General features: G+C 62.3%; 16 protein-coding genes. 8 read left to right on the top strand and 8 right to left on the bottom strand.

Going from position 1 to position 12,319, the window contains the following annotated elements; genetic code table 11:
* The first annotated feature begins 41 nt into the window (after positions 1–41).
* Positions 42–917 carry a serine/threonine-protein kinase gene (locus V5F23_RS00475; RefSeq protein ID WP_259697654.1) on the top strand — a complete coding sequence of 292 codons (876 nt, stop codon included), beginning with the start codon at positions 42–44 and terminating at the stop codon, positions 915–917.
* Positions 918–975: 58 nt separating this feature from the next.
* Here the strand turns inward: V5F23_RS00475 and V5F23_RS00480 are convergent, their stop codons facing one another.
* Both V5F23_RS00480 and V5F23_RS00485 read right to left on the bottom strand, forming a co-directional pair.
* Positions 976–1,875, bottom strand: coding sequence for a D-hexose-6-phosphate mutarotase (locus V5F23_RS00480; protein WP_123579326.1), 900 nt, complete (start codon positions 1,873–1,875; stop codon positions 976–978).
* Positions 1,876–1,931: 56 nt separating this feature from the next.
* The gene (locus tag V5F23_RS00485; RefSeq protein WP_003177184.1) at positions 1,932–2,336 is read right to left on the bottom strand and encodes an acyl-CoA thioesterase; all 405 of its coding nucleotides are present in this window, start codon (positions 2,334–2,336) and stop codon (positions 1,932–1,934) included.
* 375 nt (positions 2,337–2,711) lie between these two features.
* On the opposite strand from V5F23_RS00485, the gene V5F23_RS00490 reads away from it, so the two are divergent.
* The gene (locus tag V5F23_RS00490; protein WP_042730559.1) at positions 2,712–4,010 is read left to right on the top strand and encodes an MFS transporter; all 1,299 of its coding nucleotides are present in this window, start codon (positions 2,712–2,714) and stop codon (positions 4,008–4,010) included.
* Positions 4,011–4,089: 79 nt separating this feature from the next.
* Here V5F23_RS00490 and V5F23_RS00495 read toward each other — a convergent pair whose 3' ends face one another.
* The gene (locus V5F23_RS00495) at positions 4,090–5,181 is read right to left on the bottom strand and encodes an aminopeptidase (protein WP_338497245.1); all 1,092 of its coding nucleotides are present in this window, start codon (positions 5,179–5,181) and stop codon (positions 4,090–4,092) included.
* A 59-nt stretch (positions 5,182–5,240) separates the two neighbouring features.
* Here V5F23_RS00495 and V5F23_RS00500 point away from each other — a divergent pair, with 59 nt between their 5' ends.
* Together V5F23_RS00500 and V5F23_RS00505 are read left to right on the top strand one after the other, a co-directional pair.
* Positions 5,241–5,654 carry a hypothetical protein gene (locus tag V5F23_RS00500; protein WP_042730557.1) on the top strand — a complete coding sequence of 138 codons (414 nt, stop codon included), beginning with the start codon at positions 5,241–5,243 and terminating at the stop codon, positions 5,652–5,654.
* Between the two features lie 41 nt (positions 5,655–5,695).
* Positions 5,696–6,121 (top strand): lipoprotein, encoded by a 426-nt coding sequence (locus tag V5F23_RS00505; RefSeq protein ID WP_042730556.1) that lies wholly within the window; start codon positions 5,696–5,698, stop codon positions 6,119–6,121.
* Positions 6,122–6,126: 5 nt separating this feature from the next.
* Here V5F23_RS00505 and V5F23_RS00510 read toward each other — a convergent pair whose 3' ends face one another.
* Together V5F23_RS00510 and V5F23_RS00515 are read right to left on the bottom strand one after the other, a co-directional pair.
* Complete coding sequence (locus tag V5F23_RS00510; RefSeq protein WP_047739321.1) at positions 6,127–6,360, bottom strand: DUF1161 domain-containing protein; 234 nt, start codon at positions 6,358–6,360, stop codon at positions 6,127–6,129.
* Between the two features lie 138 nt (positions 6,361–6,498).
* Complete coding sequence (locus tag V5F23_RS00515; protein WP_042730554.1) at positions 6,499–6,930, bottom strand: OsmC family protein; 432 nt, start codon at positions 6,928–6,930, stop codon at positions 6,499–6,501.
* A gap of 235 nt (positions 6,931–7,165) precedes the next feature.
* Between V5F23_RS00515 and V5F23_RS00520 the strand changes: the two genes are divergently transcribed.
* Positions 7,166–8,167: an LLM class flavin-dependent oxidoreductase gene (locus V5F23_RS00520; protein ID WP_123579328.1), complete on the top strand. Its 1,002-nt coding sequence runs from the start codon at positions 7,166–7,168 to the stop codon at positions 8,165–8,167.
* Positions 8,168–8,220: 53 nt separating this feature from the next.
* On the opposite strand, the gene V5F23_RS00525 is transcribed toward V5F23_RS00520, so the two are convergent.
* On the bottom strand, positions 8,221–8,445 hold the full coding sequence (locus V5F23_RS00525) for a DUF1161 domain-containing protein (RefSeq protein ID WP_338497249.1): 225 nt from the start codon (positions 8,443–8,445) through the stop codon (positions 8,221–8,223).
* 114 nt (positions 8,446–8,559) lie between these two features.
* A complete protein-coding gene (locus V5F23_RS00530; RefSeq protein ID WP_042730551.1) occupies positions 8,560–8,775 on the bottom strand; it encodes a dodecin in 216 nt (71 codons plus the stop codon).
* A gap of 153 nt (positions 8,776–8,928) precedes the next feature.
* On the opposite strand from V5F23_RS00530, the gene V5F23_RS00535 reads away from it, so the two are divergent.
* The gene (locus V5F23_RS00535; protein ID WP_042730550.1) at positions 8,929–9,255 is read left to right on the top strand and encodes a DUF883 family protein; all 327 of its coding nucleotides are present in this window, start codon (positions 8,929–8,931) and stop codon (positions 9,253–9,255) included.
* Here the strand turns inward: V5F23_RS00535 and V5F23_RS00540 are convergent.
* Positions 9,228–10,145, bottom strand: a complete 918-nt coding sequence (locus tag V5F23_RS00540) for a LysR family transcriptional regulator (RefSeq protein ID WP_123579329.1) — start codon at positions 10,143–10,145, stop codon at positions 9,228–9,230. The genes V5F23_RS00535 and V5F23_RS00540 overlap by 28 nt on opposite strands.
* Before the next feature lie 113 nt (positions 10,146–10,258).
* On the opposite strand from V5F23_RS00540, the gene trpB reads away from it, so the two are divergent.
* Both trpB and trpA read left to right on the top strand, forming a co-directional pair.
* Complete coding sequence (gene trpB, locus V5F23_RS00545) at positions 10,259–11,491, top strand: tryptophan synthase subunit beta (protein WP_047739317.1); 1,233 nt, start codon at positions 10,259–10,261, stop codon at positions 11,489–11,491.
* Positions 11,491–12,297, top strand: a complete 807-nt coding sequence (trpA, locus tag V5F23_RS00550) for a tryptophan synthase subunit alpha (RefSeq protein WP_042730547.1) — start codon at positions 11,491–11,493, stop codon at positions 12,295–12,297. The genes trpB and trpA overlap by 1 nt, the downstream gene beginning before the upstream one ends.
* Positions 12,298–12,319 lie beyond the last annotated feature (22 nt).

Raw genomic sequence — 12,319 nt, forward strand, 5'->3', positions numbered from 1 at the left:
GCCAGCACACCTATTTCGCCTTCGCCGATGCCCCGCCGGCGGTGGTCGCGACCGAACGCGACGCCAGCCAAGCGCCGCGGGTCCTGGCCGGGCGTTTTCGTCTGGAGCGTTTACTGGGGGCGGGCGGCATGGGGCTCGTGTACCGCGCTCGGGATCTGCTGCACGAACAGTTCGGTGACCCCGCGCCCTACATCGCGCTGAAAATGCTCAGCGAGCCCTTCAACGCATCCCCCGACGCCAGTGCGCTGCTGTTCAGCGAGTTTGCCCTGAGCCAGCATTTGCATCACCCGAACGTGCTGCGCCCGTTCAGTTTTGAAGTGGACGCGATCCACCGGCAGGCGTTCATCACCATGGAGCTCATGCGCGGCCAGACCCTCGACCAGCTGCTTTGCGAGCGTCCGCAGGGCGTGCCCTGGCGCGAGTTACAAGCGATTGCCGTGCCGCTGCTCGATGCCTTGGCGTATGCCCACGGGCGGGGTGTACTGCACGGCGACGTGAAGCCCAGCAATGTCATGTTGGGTGAAGCACAACTGCGTTTGTTCGATTTCGGTTTGGGCCAGGCACAGAGGGGGCCGTTGACGCGCTTGGCCAACCTTGACCGCAAACGCCTCAACGCCTGGACACCCGCCTATGCCGCGCCGGAACTGCTGGAGGGGTCGGCCCTGTCGCCGGCGGCCGACATCTATGGCGTGGCTTGTTTGTTGTACGAGCTGGCCAGCGGTAGCCACCCGTTTCGCCGCTTGCCGTCCACCCAGGCCCGCGCTGCCCGCCTGGAACGCCAACTCAAGGCACCGCGCAACCTTCCCGGGCGCTGTTGGCCGGCGCTGCGCTTGGCCTTGGCGTTCGATCCGGGCCGACGGGCTATCCGTGCGGCGCAATTGCGCGATGTTTTCAGCAAGGGGAGGTTGTGGTGGTGAGGGGGCGGCGTTGATCGCTTTCGCGAGCAGGCTCGCCCCACAGGCGCAGGCGTGAGGATTAGAGCGGCTTGCTGCCGATGCTCACGCCCAGGGTATGACTGGCGTCGGGCAGCAGCGTCACCACGTCATTCATGACATTCGCCGTTTCGATGCACAGCATGCGCTGCCAGCCGTCGTCGGCCATGTCACTGAAGGCCTTGGCGCGTTCGGTCCAGGGGTTCCAGATAACCGCCGAGCGCGAGCCGCGGCTGGTCAGTTCGATCCGTCGTTGCCAGTGCGCATCGACGATGCTCAGTGTTGGCGGGGTATCGAGGTAGATGCGATCGGTTTCGCCGGCAAAGTGCAGGTCGCCGGCCTGGGTGACGGTTTTCCAGTCGTCCAGGGTTTCGATATAGCTCAGGCCGTCGACGCCTTGGACATGCACGTTGCGCACGTCGCTCACGGCGAAATAGCTGTGCAGCGCCTGGCTGAGGCTGACGGTTTCGCTGCCACGGTTGTGGCTGGTCAGGCTGATGTGCAACTGCTCGTCCATTTCGATGGTCAGCGTCAGGTCCACCTGGTGAGGCCAGCCCGGCAGGCCGTTCTCGGGGTAAGGCAGCACGAACTCCACCTTGAGGCGTTCGCCCTGGGCCTCGATGCCTTGCAGTTCCCAATCCATCGTCCGCACCAGGCCGTGGGCCGTGGCCGGGTCGTTGCTCACGCGCATGGCTTGCACGCTGTCGGGGTTGCGTGTCAGGTTGCCGAACCATGGCCAGCACACCGGCACGCCGGCGCGGATGCTCTTGCCGGCCTTGAACGTCGCTTGGTCGTTGAGCCAGATCAGCGGCGGCTGGCCGTCCACTTGATAGCTGAGGATATGCGCGCCTTGCTGGGCCACCAGCAACTCGGCCTGACCGTGGCGGATCCGCCAAGCGTTCAGTTCATCCAGTTTGACGGCTTCGACGTTGGGCGTGGACATGGGGCAATCTCGCTCTGGAACAGGGGCTACGATGGACCGCAAAACGGCCGCCGCGTTTAACGCGCGCGTGGCGGTACCGAGCGGGTGCGTCCACTGCCGTCGATGGCGACGAAGACGAACACCGCCTCGGTCACTTTACGCCACTCGCTGGACAGCGGATCGTCGCTCCAGACCTCAACCATCATCTGGATCGAGCTACGGCCGATTTCCAGTGCCTGGGTATAGAACGACAGCTGTGCGCCCACGGCCACGGGCACCAGGAAGGCCATGCGATCGATCGCCACGGTCGCCACGCGGCCGCCGGCGACCTTGCTGGCCATGGCGGTGCCGGCCAGGTCCATCTGGGACACCAGCCAGCCGCCGAAAATATCGCCAAAGCCGTTGGTCTCGCGCGGAAGCGCGGTGATTTGCAGGGCCAGGTCGCCTTGCGGGATTGGATCTTCTTGTTCGAGCTCTATCATGCCGAGGGGCCTCTGACCCGTAACGCTGTCTGGTGCTTCAGGTGAATAGCCGTCCTTGTAAAAAACGATTCAGCCCGAAGAGGCTACGTTCATCACGTTTTTCGTAAAGGCGTGCCAAAGGGAGACTCTGCGAAACCGGCTGGTTCTGTCTGGCCCTACACCGCCAACGACGTTTTCGCACAGCAACCCCTTACAGAGTGTTGCAGGTTGCGAGTATATCGGGCGATAGACGTAGAGACGACCACCCGGTGCTGTTTTCGACTGTCAATTACGCGCCTCTATGTGCTTTTTCGAACAATTTGCTATGGTGCCGAACCTGCCCAGGCCCCAACTATCCTCCGGCCGGCAGAATCGACTATAAGAGAAGCCCTTGCCATGACCACTGCGCCTTCGAGCACGGCGACGCCCGCACAACCCGCACGTCCACTGACTCGCAACGATTACAAGACTTTGTCGCTATCTGCCCTGGGCGGTGCGCTGGAGTTCTACGATTTCATCATTTTCGTGTTCTTTGCCACCGTGGTCGGCAAATTGTTCTTCCCTGCCGAAATGCCCGAGTGGCTGCGCATGATGCAGACCTTTGGCATCTTTGCCGCCGGCTACCTGGCCCGGCCGTTGGGCGGGATCATCATGGCTCACTTCGGCGACCTGCTGGGGCGCAAGAAAATGTTCACCCTGAGCATTTTCATGATGGCCGTGCCGACCCTGATCATGGGCCTGCTGCCGACCTACGCGCAGATCGGCATGTGGGCGCCGATCCTGCTGTTGCTGATGCGCGTGATCCAGGGTGCAGCCATTGGCGGCGAAGTGCCAGGCGCCTGGGTATTCGTATCCGAACACGTGCCGGCGCGCCATATCGGCTATGCCTGCGGCACCCTGACCTCCGGCTTGACGGCAGGCATTCTGCTGGGTTCGCTGGTCGCTACCGCGATCAACAGCCTTTATACGCCCGTGGAAGTGGCCGATTACGCCTGGCGGATTCCGTTCCTGCTGGGTGGCGTGTTCGGGCTGTTCTCGGTGTACCTGCGCCGCTGGCTGCACGAAACCCCGGTGTTCGCCGAGTTGCAGTTGCGCAAGGCCCTGGCCGAGGAAGTGCCGCTGCGCGCGGTGCTGCGCGACCATCGCGGCGCCATTGTCGTGTCGATGCTGCTGACCTGGTTGTTGTCCGCCGCCATCGTGGTGCTGATCCTGATGACCCCGACCGTGCTGCAGACGGTCTACCACTTCGCACCGACCACCGCGTTGCAGTCCAACAGCGTGGCGATTGTGATGCTGACCATTGGTTGCATCCTCGCCGGCGCCCTGGCGGATCGCTTCGGCGCGGGCCGTGTCTTTGTGTTCGGCTGCGCCGCCTTGCTGGCCAGCTCCTGGACCTTCTACCACAGCCTGGCCGAGCACCCTGATTGGCTGTTCCCGCTGTACGCCCTGACCGGGCTGCTGGTGGGCACCATCGGCGCGGTTCCCTACGTCATGGTCAAGGCGTTCCCGCCGGTGGTGCGCTTCAGTGGCCTGTCGTTTTCCTACAACGTGGCCTACGCCATTTTCGGTGGCTTGACCCCGATGGTCGTCAGCCTGCTGCTCAAGGAAAACCCGATGGGGCCGGCTTACTATGTGGCGGTGTTGTGTGGGCTGGGGATGGTGGTGGGGGCCTATCTCTGGAAGAAGGGGCGCTAGGTTGGCGTATAGGTTGACCGACTTCGCGAGTAGGCTCGCCCCCACGGATGCCGTGCAGCCCGCTCGCGAAAAGGCCCGTTCAATCAGCCGATGTCTTCGGCGCTGCCAGGGCCTTCAACGCCGCTTTACGCGCCTCGATAGGCAGCCTGCCAAGCTTCTCGACCGCCGAATAGAACGCCTCCCAGTCTCCGTCTTGCTGCCTGTACAACGCCGCAAACGCCGGGACCCATTGGTCGTACAGGCCGAACGGCAATAAGCGGGCGTTGTTCATGGGCGCATAGACCCAGGCATCGTAGCGCTTGTCGCCCGCCCACTGGCTGTCGCGCAGGTGTTCGTAGTCGCTGCGCAGGCGTTCGAATGCCTGTGCCTTGCGCTGGCGCATTTGCTCGGCTGGCAGTGGCTGGGCGTAGAGGGTCTCCAGCCGTTGCCGGGTGTCGAGCACCAGTTGGGTGAATTGGTCGCGCTGCTGCATCCGCTTGCCGTTGTCCGGCGCCAGGCCGCGGCTGGCGCGCCATTGCCGGGTGCCTTCCTGTTCGACGAAGGTGGCGAAGGACTCATTGAACTCGGTGTCGTCCTTTACATAGAACCGCTGGTGCGCCAGCTCATGAAAAATCAGCGTCGCCAGGCGCTCGTCGCCCCAGTGCATCATCGAACTCAGGATCGGGTCGTTGAACCAGCCCAGGGTCGAATAGGCCTCCACGCCGCCAATCGCTACGTCCATGCCCTGCAAGCGCTGCAAGGCCGCCTCGCCACGGGCGGCGCCCTGGCTGTAGTAGCCGCGGTAGGCCACGCAGCCGGCGATGGGGAAACAATGGGTTTGCGGCGCCAGGGAAAACTCTGGCGTGGCGAAGACATTCCAGACCACGAACGGCCGGCCAATGTCGGCGTACAGGCGATAGCTCTTGTTGTCCGGCAGGTGCAGGTGGGCGCTGGCGAACGCGCGGGCCTCGCGGGCTTGGGCCAGGTGCGTGCGTAATTGGGCATCGCGCGTGGGGTCGGCAATCACCTTGTCGATCGGCTCGCGGGCTTGCAGCAAGCGCAGTTGTCCGCCGACCAACTGGCTGTAGTAGCCAACACTGGAGCAACCGTTGAGTAACAAAAGCAGGAGGCCTGGAAACAAAACCCGGAAAACACGGTCGAGTAACCGATGGCTTGAACGCGGCCTGATCAATTGGAATCACCTTGGGAGAGTCTGCCGACAAGACTATCTCGCTTGCCTGGAGCTTCGCTATGCGCGTGTTGATGCTGACAAGTGGCCTTTTGCTGCTGACCGGTTGTGCCGGGCTGCCGGACCCCGATCCGTCCCAAGCGTGGATTGACCTGGGAAGCCATCAGGACACCGCGTTGCAAGCGTTGGAGGTCGACGACAAGACGTCCATCGACAAGCGTTATTTCGAAGTGCAGCCTGGCAGCCATGAGCTGACGGTGCGTTATCAATTTGCCGTCGAGCCCGGCAACATCGGCCCGGATGCCGAGCCGCTGTGGCGTGATTGCCGGCTGAACGTCAAGTTCAAAGACTTCAACGCTGGCCAGCGTTACCAGTTGCAGGCCGGCAGCATTGGTTTCCGGCCGTGGGCCAAGCTCTACGATCAACAGCGCAAAGTGGTGGGGCAAGGTACGCCGGCAGGCTGCCAGCAAAGCTGATCGGCGCTATGCTCAGGGCCTGATTATCCAGGACGCTGAACATGCGCGCTCTTATACCGATACTGACGCTCATTGCTCTGGGCGGCTGCGCAATGACCCCGCTTCCCCCGGTTGACCCGAACATGGCCTGGGTCGATTTCGCCATGCCATCGCCGGGTGGCAAGGTCCTGATGGCGCAAAGCCTGGATGGGCAACGCTTGCGGGATGGGCGGTTTTTCCAGGTGTCACCAGGCAGCCACGAACTGGAAGTGCGCTTCGACTTCGAGGTGTTCGGTGGTGGCGGGTTGGGGATGTTTTCCGAACCGCAAGAGCGGCTGTGCTACCTGACCGTGCGCTACGATGGCTTCGAGGCCGGCCAACGCTATCGCCTGGAGGCCCGTAACCTGGCCTATAGCCCAAGCGCCAGGCTATACAACGCCAAGCGAGAAGTGGTCGCCGAAGACCGACAAGCCCATTGCCTGATGTAGCGCGGCTAGCGGTCGTTCTTCTGGTAGATGATTTTCTTCGTGCCGTTTTCGCACGTCCCCACCACCATGTTCTGGTCGTGGACCTCATCATTGGTGACGATTTCCAGCGTGTAGGACGTTACGCCCTGCGCCTGGATCTTGGCTTCGATCTCGGCCTTGAGCTCTTCGCACGGTTTGGGCGCCGCGAGGGCGGATGTGGCAAAGGCGCAACCAATGACCACCACGGCAAATCGTTTCATGCTCGAAATTCCTCATGGCAGCGCGCACTGCCTGTGCGCAGACACTGCATACCTTCATTCGACCACAGATTGCTGATGGGGTGACAGGGTAAAAAGACCGCAGCCTGCGGCGGCCCAGAGGCTGCGATCTTCGGTTTGTCAGCTCACCAGGGTCGCGTCCAGGGTGATCTTGGCGTTCAACACCTTGGAAACCGGGCAACCTTCCTTGGCCTTGTTGCTCAGTTCTTCGAACTGCTGCTGGCTGGCGCCGGGGATCTTGGCCTTGAGCGTCAGTTTTACCGCGGTGATCGCAAAGCCGCCATCGACCTGATCCAGGGTGACGTCGGCGTTGGTGTCGATGGCGTCAGCCTTGAGCCCGGCTTCGCCGAGAATCATCGAAAACGCCATGGAGAAGCAGCCAGCGTGGGCCGCGCCGATCAGTTCTTCGGGGTTGGTGCCCTTGCCGCCTTCGAAGCGGGCCTTGAAGCCATAAGGTGCTTCGCGCAACACACCGGTTTCAGTGGAGATGGAGCCGATGCCGGTTTTCAGGTCACCTTCCCAGTGAGCCGATGCTTTCTTAATGATAGCCATGTCTGCCTCCTCAAGGTCCGGCGCGAGGTTTCGCGTCCGTGTTTGTCATTACCAGGGTTGTGAGGATAGACCGGCCAGGAAAGTTCATCCTGTCGATTAGTTGACCAATTTAGTAGGAAAATTCATTGTTGCTATTGAAACTCGGGTATATGCCCACATTGCATAGCACACACCTTTAGAAACGGCAGGCTTTCGCCCTTAGGAAAGCCCGGAACGCCGTTGGAGACCCCGGCCCATGAAACAGATGTCCGAAGTGAAATTCTCAACCCTGGACCTTGTGCCCGTTCGCGCCGACGGCAATGCCGCCCAGTCCCTGCGCAACTCCCTGGACTTGGCGCAGCACGTGGAAAAATATGGCTACACCCGCTTCTGGGTGGCCGAGCATCACAACATGGATGGCATCGCCAGCTCCGCGACGGCGGTGCTGCTGGGTTACCTGGCGGGAGGCACTTCGACCATTCGTGTCGGTTCCGGCGGGGTGATGTTGCCCAACCATGCGCCGTTGGTCATTGCCGAACAGTTCGGCACATTGGAAAGCCTCTACCCCGGGCGAATCGATCTGGGCTTGGGCCGGGCGCCGGGTTCCGACCAGATGACGGCCCGGGCGCTGCGTCGCGAGCGCTCCGGCAGCGCCGACGACTTCCCTGATGACGTGGCCGAACTGATGCGCTATCTCGGCCCGCGCACGCCGGAGCAGCGCATCATTGCCATGCCGGGCACCGGGACCAACGTGCCGGTGTGGCTGTTGGGTTCCAGTCTGTTCAGCGCGCAACTGGCCGGTGAGCGCGGTTTGCCCTACGCCTTTGCCTCACATTTCGCGCCGCGCTTCATGCACGAGGCGATTCGCATCTACCGCAACCACTTCAAACCGTCCGCGGTGCTCGACAAGCCTTACGTGATGCTCGGCGTGCCACTGGTGGCCGCCGACACGGATGAGCGGGCCGATTATCTGGCGACGTCGGTGTACCAGCGGATCCTGGCATTGATGCGTGGGCAGAGCCTGGTGCAGCGCCCGCCGGTGGAGTCCATGAACGGGCTCTGGCTACCTCATGAGAAAGAAGCGGTTGGCGACTTCCTTGGCCTGGCCATGGTCGGTGGCCCGCAGAAGATTCGCGCCAAGCTGGACGTGTTGATCGAACAAACCCAGGCCGATGAGCTGATTTTCACCAGCGACCTGTATGAACATGCCGATCGCCTGCACTCGTATGAGCTGCTGGCCCAGGTCATGAAAGGCTGAATTGCAGCCATGAAAAAGCCGACGCATTGCGTCGGCTTTTCGTATGCATCAGATCAACCGCGTTTGTAGGTAATCACCTTACTGCCGGCTTCGCAGGTGCCGACGACCTTGGCGTCAGCCGCTGCGCTTTTTTCGACAATTTCAAGGGTATAACCTGACACGCCCTTGGCATCCAGCTTCGCTGCGATTTCGCTTTTCAGCTCTTCGCAAGGCTTGCCGGCCGCAAATGCGCCACCCGCAAGGCTCAGCAAACCCACGGCCACCATTAACTTTTTCATCGCTTGCACTCCTTGGTCGGATCAAATAGGGCAGGTATTGGAAAGACGTGACACGCAGACAATAGCGCATCGCCAGTCCCTATGGCACTCCGCCAGCGCGCAAGTTCATTGTCCTCAGCTGTTGGCGATGCGGAATCCGACCTTGATGGTCACTTGAAAGTGCGCGGCCCGGCCGTTTTCGATGTGTCCGCGGGTTTCCGTGACTTCAAACCATTCCAGGTGCTTGAGGCTTTTGCTGGCCTCGGCGAGGGCGTTGTTGATGGCGTCCTCGATGCTGGTGGGAGACGAGCCGACCAGCTCGACTTTCTTGTACGTGTGATGATCAGTCATGACGTTCTCCTGTAGGGGTCTTTAACAGCCTAGCAGCGATTTTTCGCCTTACATCTGGCGCCGCTTGCCCCTGGAAAGTTCAGATTTACTGCACTTTCAGAAATGGCTGGAGTCCCAATTCACACCACTCAACCACTGCAGGAGAGAGCCACCATGGCCAGCAATTCGTTACGTAAAGCCTCGTTGCAAAGCATGGAAGCGGAGATCGAGAGTCTGCTCAAGTCGTTGGAAAGCTTGAAGGACGACGCCTCTGATGAGTCGCGCAAGACCCTCAAGACGCTCAAGGCGAATGCCGAAAGTGCGTTGAAACATTCTCGGCACCTGCTCAGCGATGCGTATGAAGAGGTCAAGGTGAAAACCCGCGAAACCGGGCTCGCCACTCGCGATTACGCGCAAGAGCACCCTTGGACCACGGCCGGTGTCGCGGTGGGGGCCATTGGCCTGCTGGCCGCTTACCTGTTGTGCAAACGCGGTGACTGAGCCGGTTGGCCCAACTCATGCCTGAGCCACTGGGCCAATTGACGAGCGCGCCCGTCCGCGGCGCGCTTGGGTAGCCACAACGCCAGTCGCGCCGGGGTTTCACCGAAGCCCCAGGGCGCGACCAGCCGCCCGGCACGTACGTCCTCGGCCACCAACGGCTCGGGGGCGATAGCGACGCCCAGTCCGGCGACGGCGGCCTCCAGCAAATAATACAAATGTTCGAAGCCTTGCCCGAATGTCAGTGCCCGGGATTCGAGGGCGTTTTGCTGTGCCCAGGTCGGCCACGCCTGGGGGCGGGACGTGGTGTGCAGCAGCGGCTCATCCAGCAGCGCATTGGCCGGGGCACCTTGCAGCCGGGCGAACCCGGCGTAGTGCGGGCTTATCACCGGGCCGATGCGTTCGACCGCCAGCTCATACACCTGCATGTCGGCTGGCCAGGGCGGTTCGGCGAAGACCAGCAAGGCGTCCAGGCCCGGTCGCCTGGGGTCCAGGTCGCCTTCACCGGCGGACAGGTGCAGGCGCAGGTCCGGCAAGTCGGCATTGAGCCGGCCCAGGCGGGGAATGAACCAGCGCGCCAGCAGGCTGCCCGAGCAACCCAGTACGAACGGAGCATCCGCCGTGCTTTGGGTCAGTTCCGCGCACACGCTGCGCAGGCGTTCGAAGGCGTCGCTGCTGGCGTCGCGCAGACGTGCGCCCGCATCTGTGAGTTTCAAGCCGCGCCCATCCTTGACGAACAGACTCACGCCCAAGTGTTCCTCCAGTGCTTTGAGCTGGCGACTGACCGCACCGTGGGTCACGTGCAGTTGTTCGGCCGCCTGGCTTACGCTGTTGAGTCGGGCGGTGGCCTCGAAGGCGCGCAGGGCGTTGAGCGGAGGAAGATCGTGACGCATTTTATCTGTGAGTTTTCCTGACAGGTTGTGGCGATCTTATCGGTTTTCAGCGGGCAATGTCAGGGGTAGAGTGAGCCTCATTGTCTCTCTACACATTTGCCTGGAGCGCCCCGATGACCCAGCCTACGACCCCTTTCAACCTGCGCAGTGGCCCCGACGCCAATGGCCTGTTCGGTGCATTCGGCGGCCGCTATGTGGCCGAAACCCTGATGCCGCTGATCCTGGACCTGGCCCGTGAATACGAAGCGGCGAAGGAAGATCCTGCGTTTATCGAGGAGCTGGCCTACTTCCAGCGCGATTACGTCGGGCGTCCGAGCCCACTCTATTTCGCCGAACGCCTGACCGAATACTGCGGCGGCGCCAAGATCTACCTCAAGCGCGAGGAGCTGAACCACACCGGCGCCCACAAGATCAACAACTGCATCGGCCAGATCCTGCTGGCGCGGCGCATGGGTAAAAAACGCATCATCGCCGAGACCGGCGCTGGCATGCACGGCGTGGCCACTGCCACCGTGGCCGCACGGTTCGGGCTCGATTGCGTGATCTACATGGGCACCACCGACATCGAACGCCAGCAGGCCAACGTGTTCCGCATGAAGCTGCTGGGCGCTGAGGTGATCCCGGTGGTGGCTGGCACGGGCACCTTGAAAGACGCGATGAACGAAGCGCTGCGCGATTGGGTGACCAACGTCGACAGCACGTTCTACCTGATCGGCACGGTGGCAGGCCCGCACCCTTACCCAGCCATGGTGCGCGACTTCCAGGCCGTCATTGGCAAGGAAACCCGCGATCAACTGCAAGCCCAGGAAGGCCGCCTGCCGGACAGCCTGGTGGCGTGCATCGGTGGCGGCTCCAATGCCATGGGCCTGTTTCACCCGTTCCTGGACGACAAGAGCGTCGACATCATCGGCGTCGAGGCCGCCGGCTATGGCATCGAGACCGGTAAACATGCGGCGAGTCTGAACGGCGGCGTGCCGGGTGTGCTGCACGGCAATCGCACCTTCCTGTTGCAGGACGACGACGGCCAGATCATCGACGCTCATTCGATTTCCGCCGGCCTCGATTATCCGGGTATCGGCCCGGAGCACGCCTGGTTGCACGACATCGGCCGCGTCCAGTACACCTCGGTCACCGATGCCGAAGCCCTGGAAGCGTTCCACAAGTGCTGCCGCCTGGAAGGGATCATTCCTGCGCTGGAAAGCGCCCACGCCCTGGCTGAAGTGTTCAAGCGCGCGCCCAACCTGCCCAAGGATCACCTGATGGTGGTCAACCTGTCCGGCCGTGGCGACAAAGACATGCAAACCGTGATGCACCACATGGAACAGTCCCAGCAGGAGAAACACTGATGAGCCGCCTGCAAACCCGTTTTGCCGAACTCAAGCAACTGAACCGCGCTGCCCTGGTGACGTTCGTCACGGCCGGTGATCCGGACTACGACACGTCGCTGGCGATCCTCAAGGGCCTGCCGGCGGCCGGTGCCGACGTGATCGAGTTGGGAATGCCGTTCACCGACCCGATGGCTGACGGCCCGGCGATCCAGTTGGCGAACATCCGTGCCTTGGGCGCCCAGCAGAACCTGGCGAAAACCCTGCAGATGGTGCGCGAGTTCCGCAAGGACAATAACCAGACGCCGCTGGTGCTGATGGGCTACTTCAACCCGATCCATCGCTATGGCGTTCAGCGTTTCATCGGCGAGGCGCTGGATTCTGGCGTTGATGGCCTGATCGTGGTCGACATGCCGCCAGAGCACAACGCTGAGCTGTGCGATCCGGCCCAGGCAGCGGGGCTGGACTTCATCCGCCTGACGACGCCCACCACCGACGATGTGCGGCTGCCCACCGTACTCAACGGCAGCTCGGGCTTCGTCTACTACGTATCGGTAGCGGGCGTGACCGGTGCTGGCGCCGCCACCCTGGAGCACGTCGAAGAAGCCGTGACCCGCCTGCGTCGTCATACCGATTTGCCCATCAGCATTGGTTTTGGCATCCGCACACCGGAGCAGGCCGCGGCGATCGCACGATTGGCCGATGGCGTGGTGGTCGGCTCGGCGTTGATCGATCATATCGCCAGCGCCGATACCCCGGCCCAGGCAATCGATGGTGTACTGAGTTTGTGTGCCGCATTGGCCGAGGGTGTGCGTAACGCGCGCTGAGTGTTTCAGCCAGCGGGATACG

It is taken from the genome of Pseudomonas sp. WP18 (assembly GCF_036689585.1).
Classification (GTDB): Bacteria; Pseudomonadota; Gammaproteobacteria; order Pseudomonadales; family Pseudomonadaceae; genus Aquipseudomonas; species Aquipseudomonas chlororaphis_E.

Coding starts and splice junctions, on each gene's coding strand:
- V5F23_RS00480 (WP_123579326.1), bottom strand. CDS start 1,875: ATGTCCACGCCCAACGTCGAAGCCGTCAAACTGGATGAACTGAACGCT.
- V5F23_RS00485 (WP_003177184.1), bottom strand. CDS start 2,336: ATGATAGAGCTCGAACAAGAAGATCCAATCCCGCAAGGCGACCTGGCC.
- V5F23_RS00490 (WP_042730559.1), top strand. CDS start 2,712: ATGACCACTGCGCCTTCGAGCACGGCGACGCCCGCACAACCCGCACGT.
- V5F23_RS00500 (WP_042730557.1), top strand. CDS start 5,241: ATGCGCGTGTTGATGCTGACAAGTGGCCTTTTGCTGCTGACCGGTTGT.
- V5F23_RS00505 (WP_042730556.1), top strand. CDS start 5,696: ATGCGCGCTCTTATACCGATACTGACGCTCATTGCTCTGGGCGGCTGC.
- V5F23_RS00510 (WP_047739321.1), bottom strand. CDS start 6,360: ATGAAACGATTTGCCGTGGTGGTCATTGGTTGCGCCTTTGCCACATCC.
- V5F23_RS00515 (WP_042730554.1), bottom strand. CDS start 6,930: ATGGCTATCATTAAGAAAGCATCGGCTCACTGGGAAGGTGACCTGAAA.
- V5F23_RS00520 (WP_123579328.1), top strand. CDS start 7,166: ATGAAACAGATGTCCGAAGTGAAATTCTCAACCCTGGACCTTGTGCCC.
- V5F23_RS00525 (WP_338497249.1), bottom strand. CDS start 8,445: ATGAAAAAGTTAATGGTGGCCGTGGGTTTGCTGAGCCTTGCGGGTGGC.
- V5F23_RS00530 (WP_042730551.1), bottom strand. CDS start 8,775: ATGACTGATCATCACACGTACAAGAAAGTCGAGCTGGTCGGCTCGTCT.
- V5F23_RS00535 (WP_042730550.1), top strand. CDS start 8,929: ATGGCCAGCAATTCGTTACGTAAAGCCTCGTTGCAAAGCATGGAAGCG.
- V5F23_RS00540 (WP_123579329.1), bottom strand. CDS start 10,145: ATGCGTCACGATCTTCCTCCGCTCAACGCCCTGCGCGCCTTCGAGGCC.
- trpB (WP_047739317.1), top strand. CDS start 10,259: ATGACCCAGCCTACGACCCCTTTCAACCTGCGCAGTGGCCCCGACGCC.
- trpA (WP_042730547.1), top strand. CDS start 11,491: ATGAGCCGCCTGCAAACCCGTTTTGCCGAACTCAAGCAACTGAACCGC.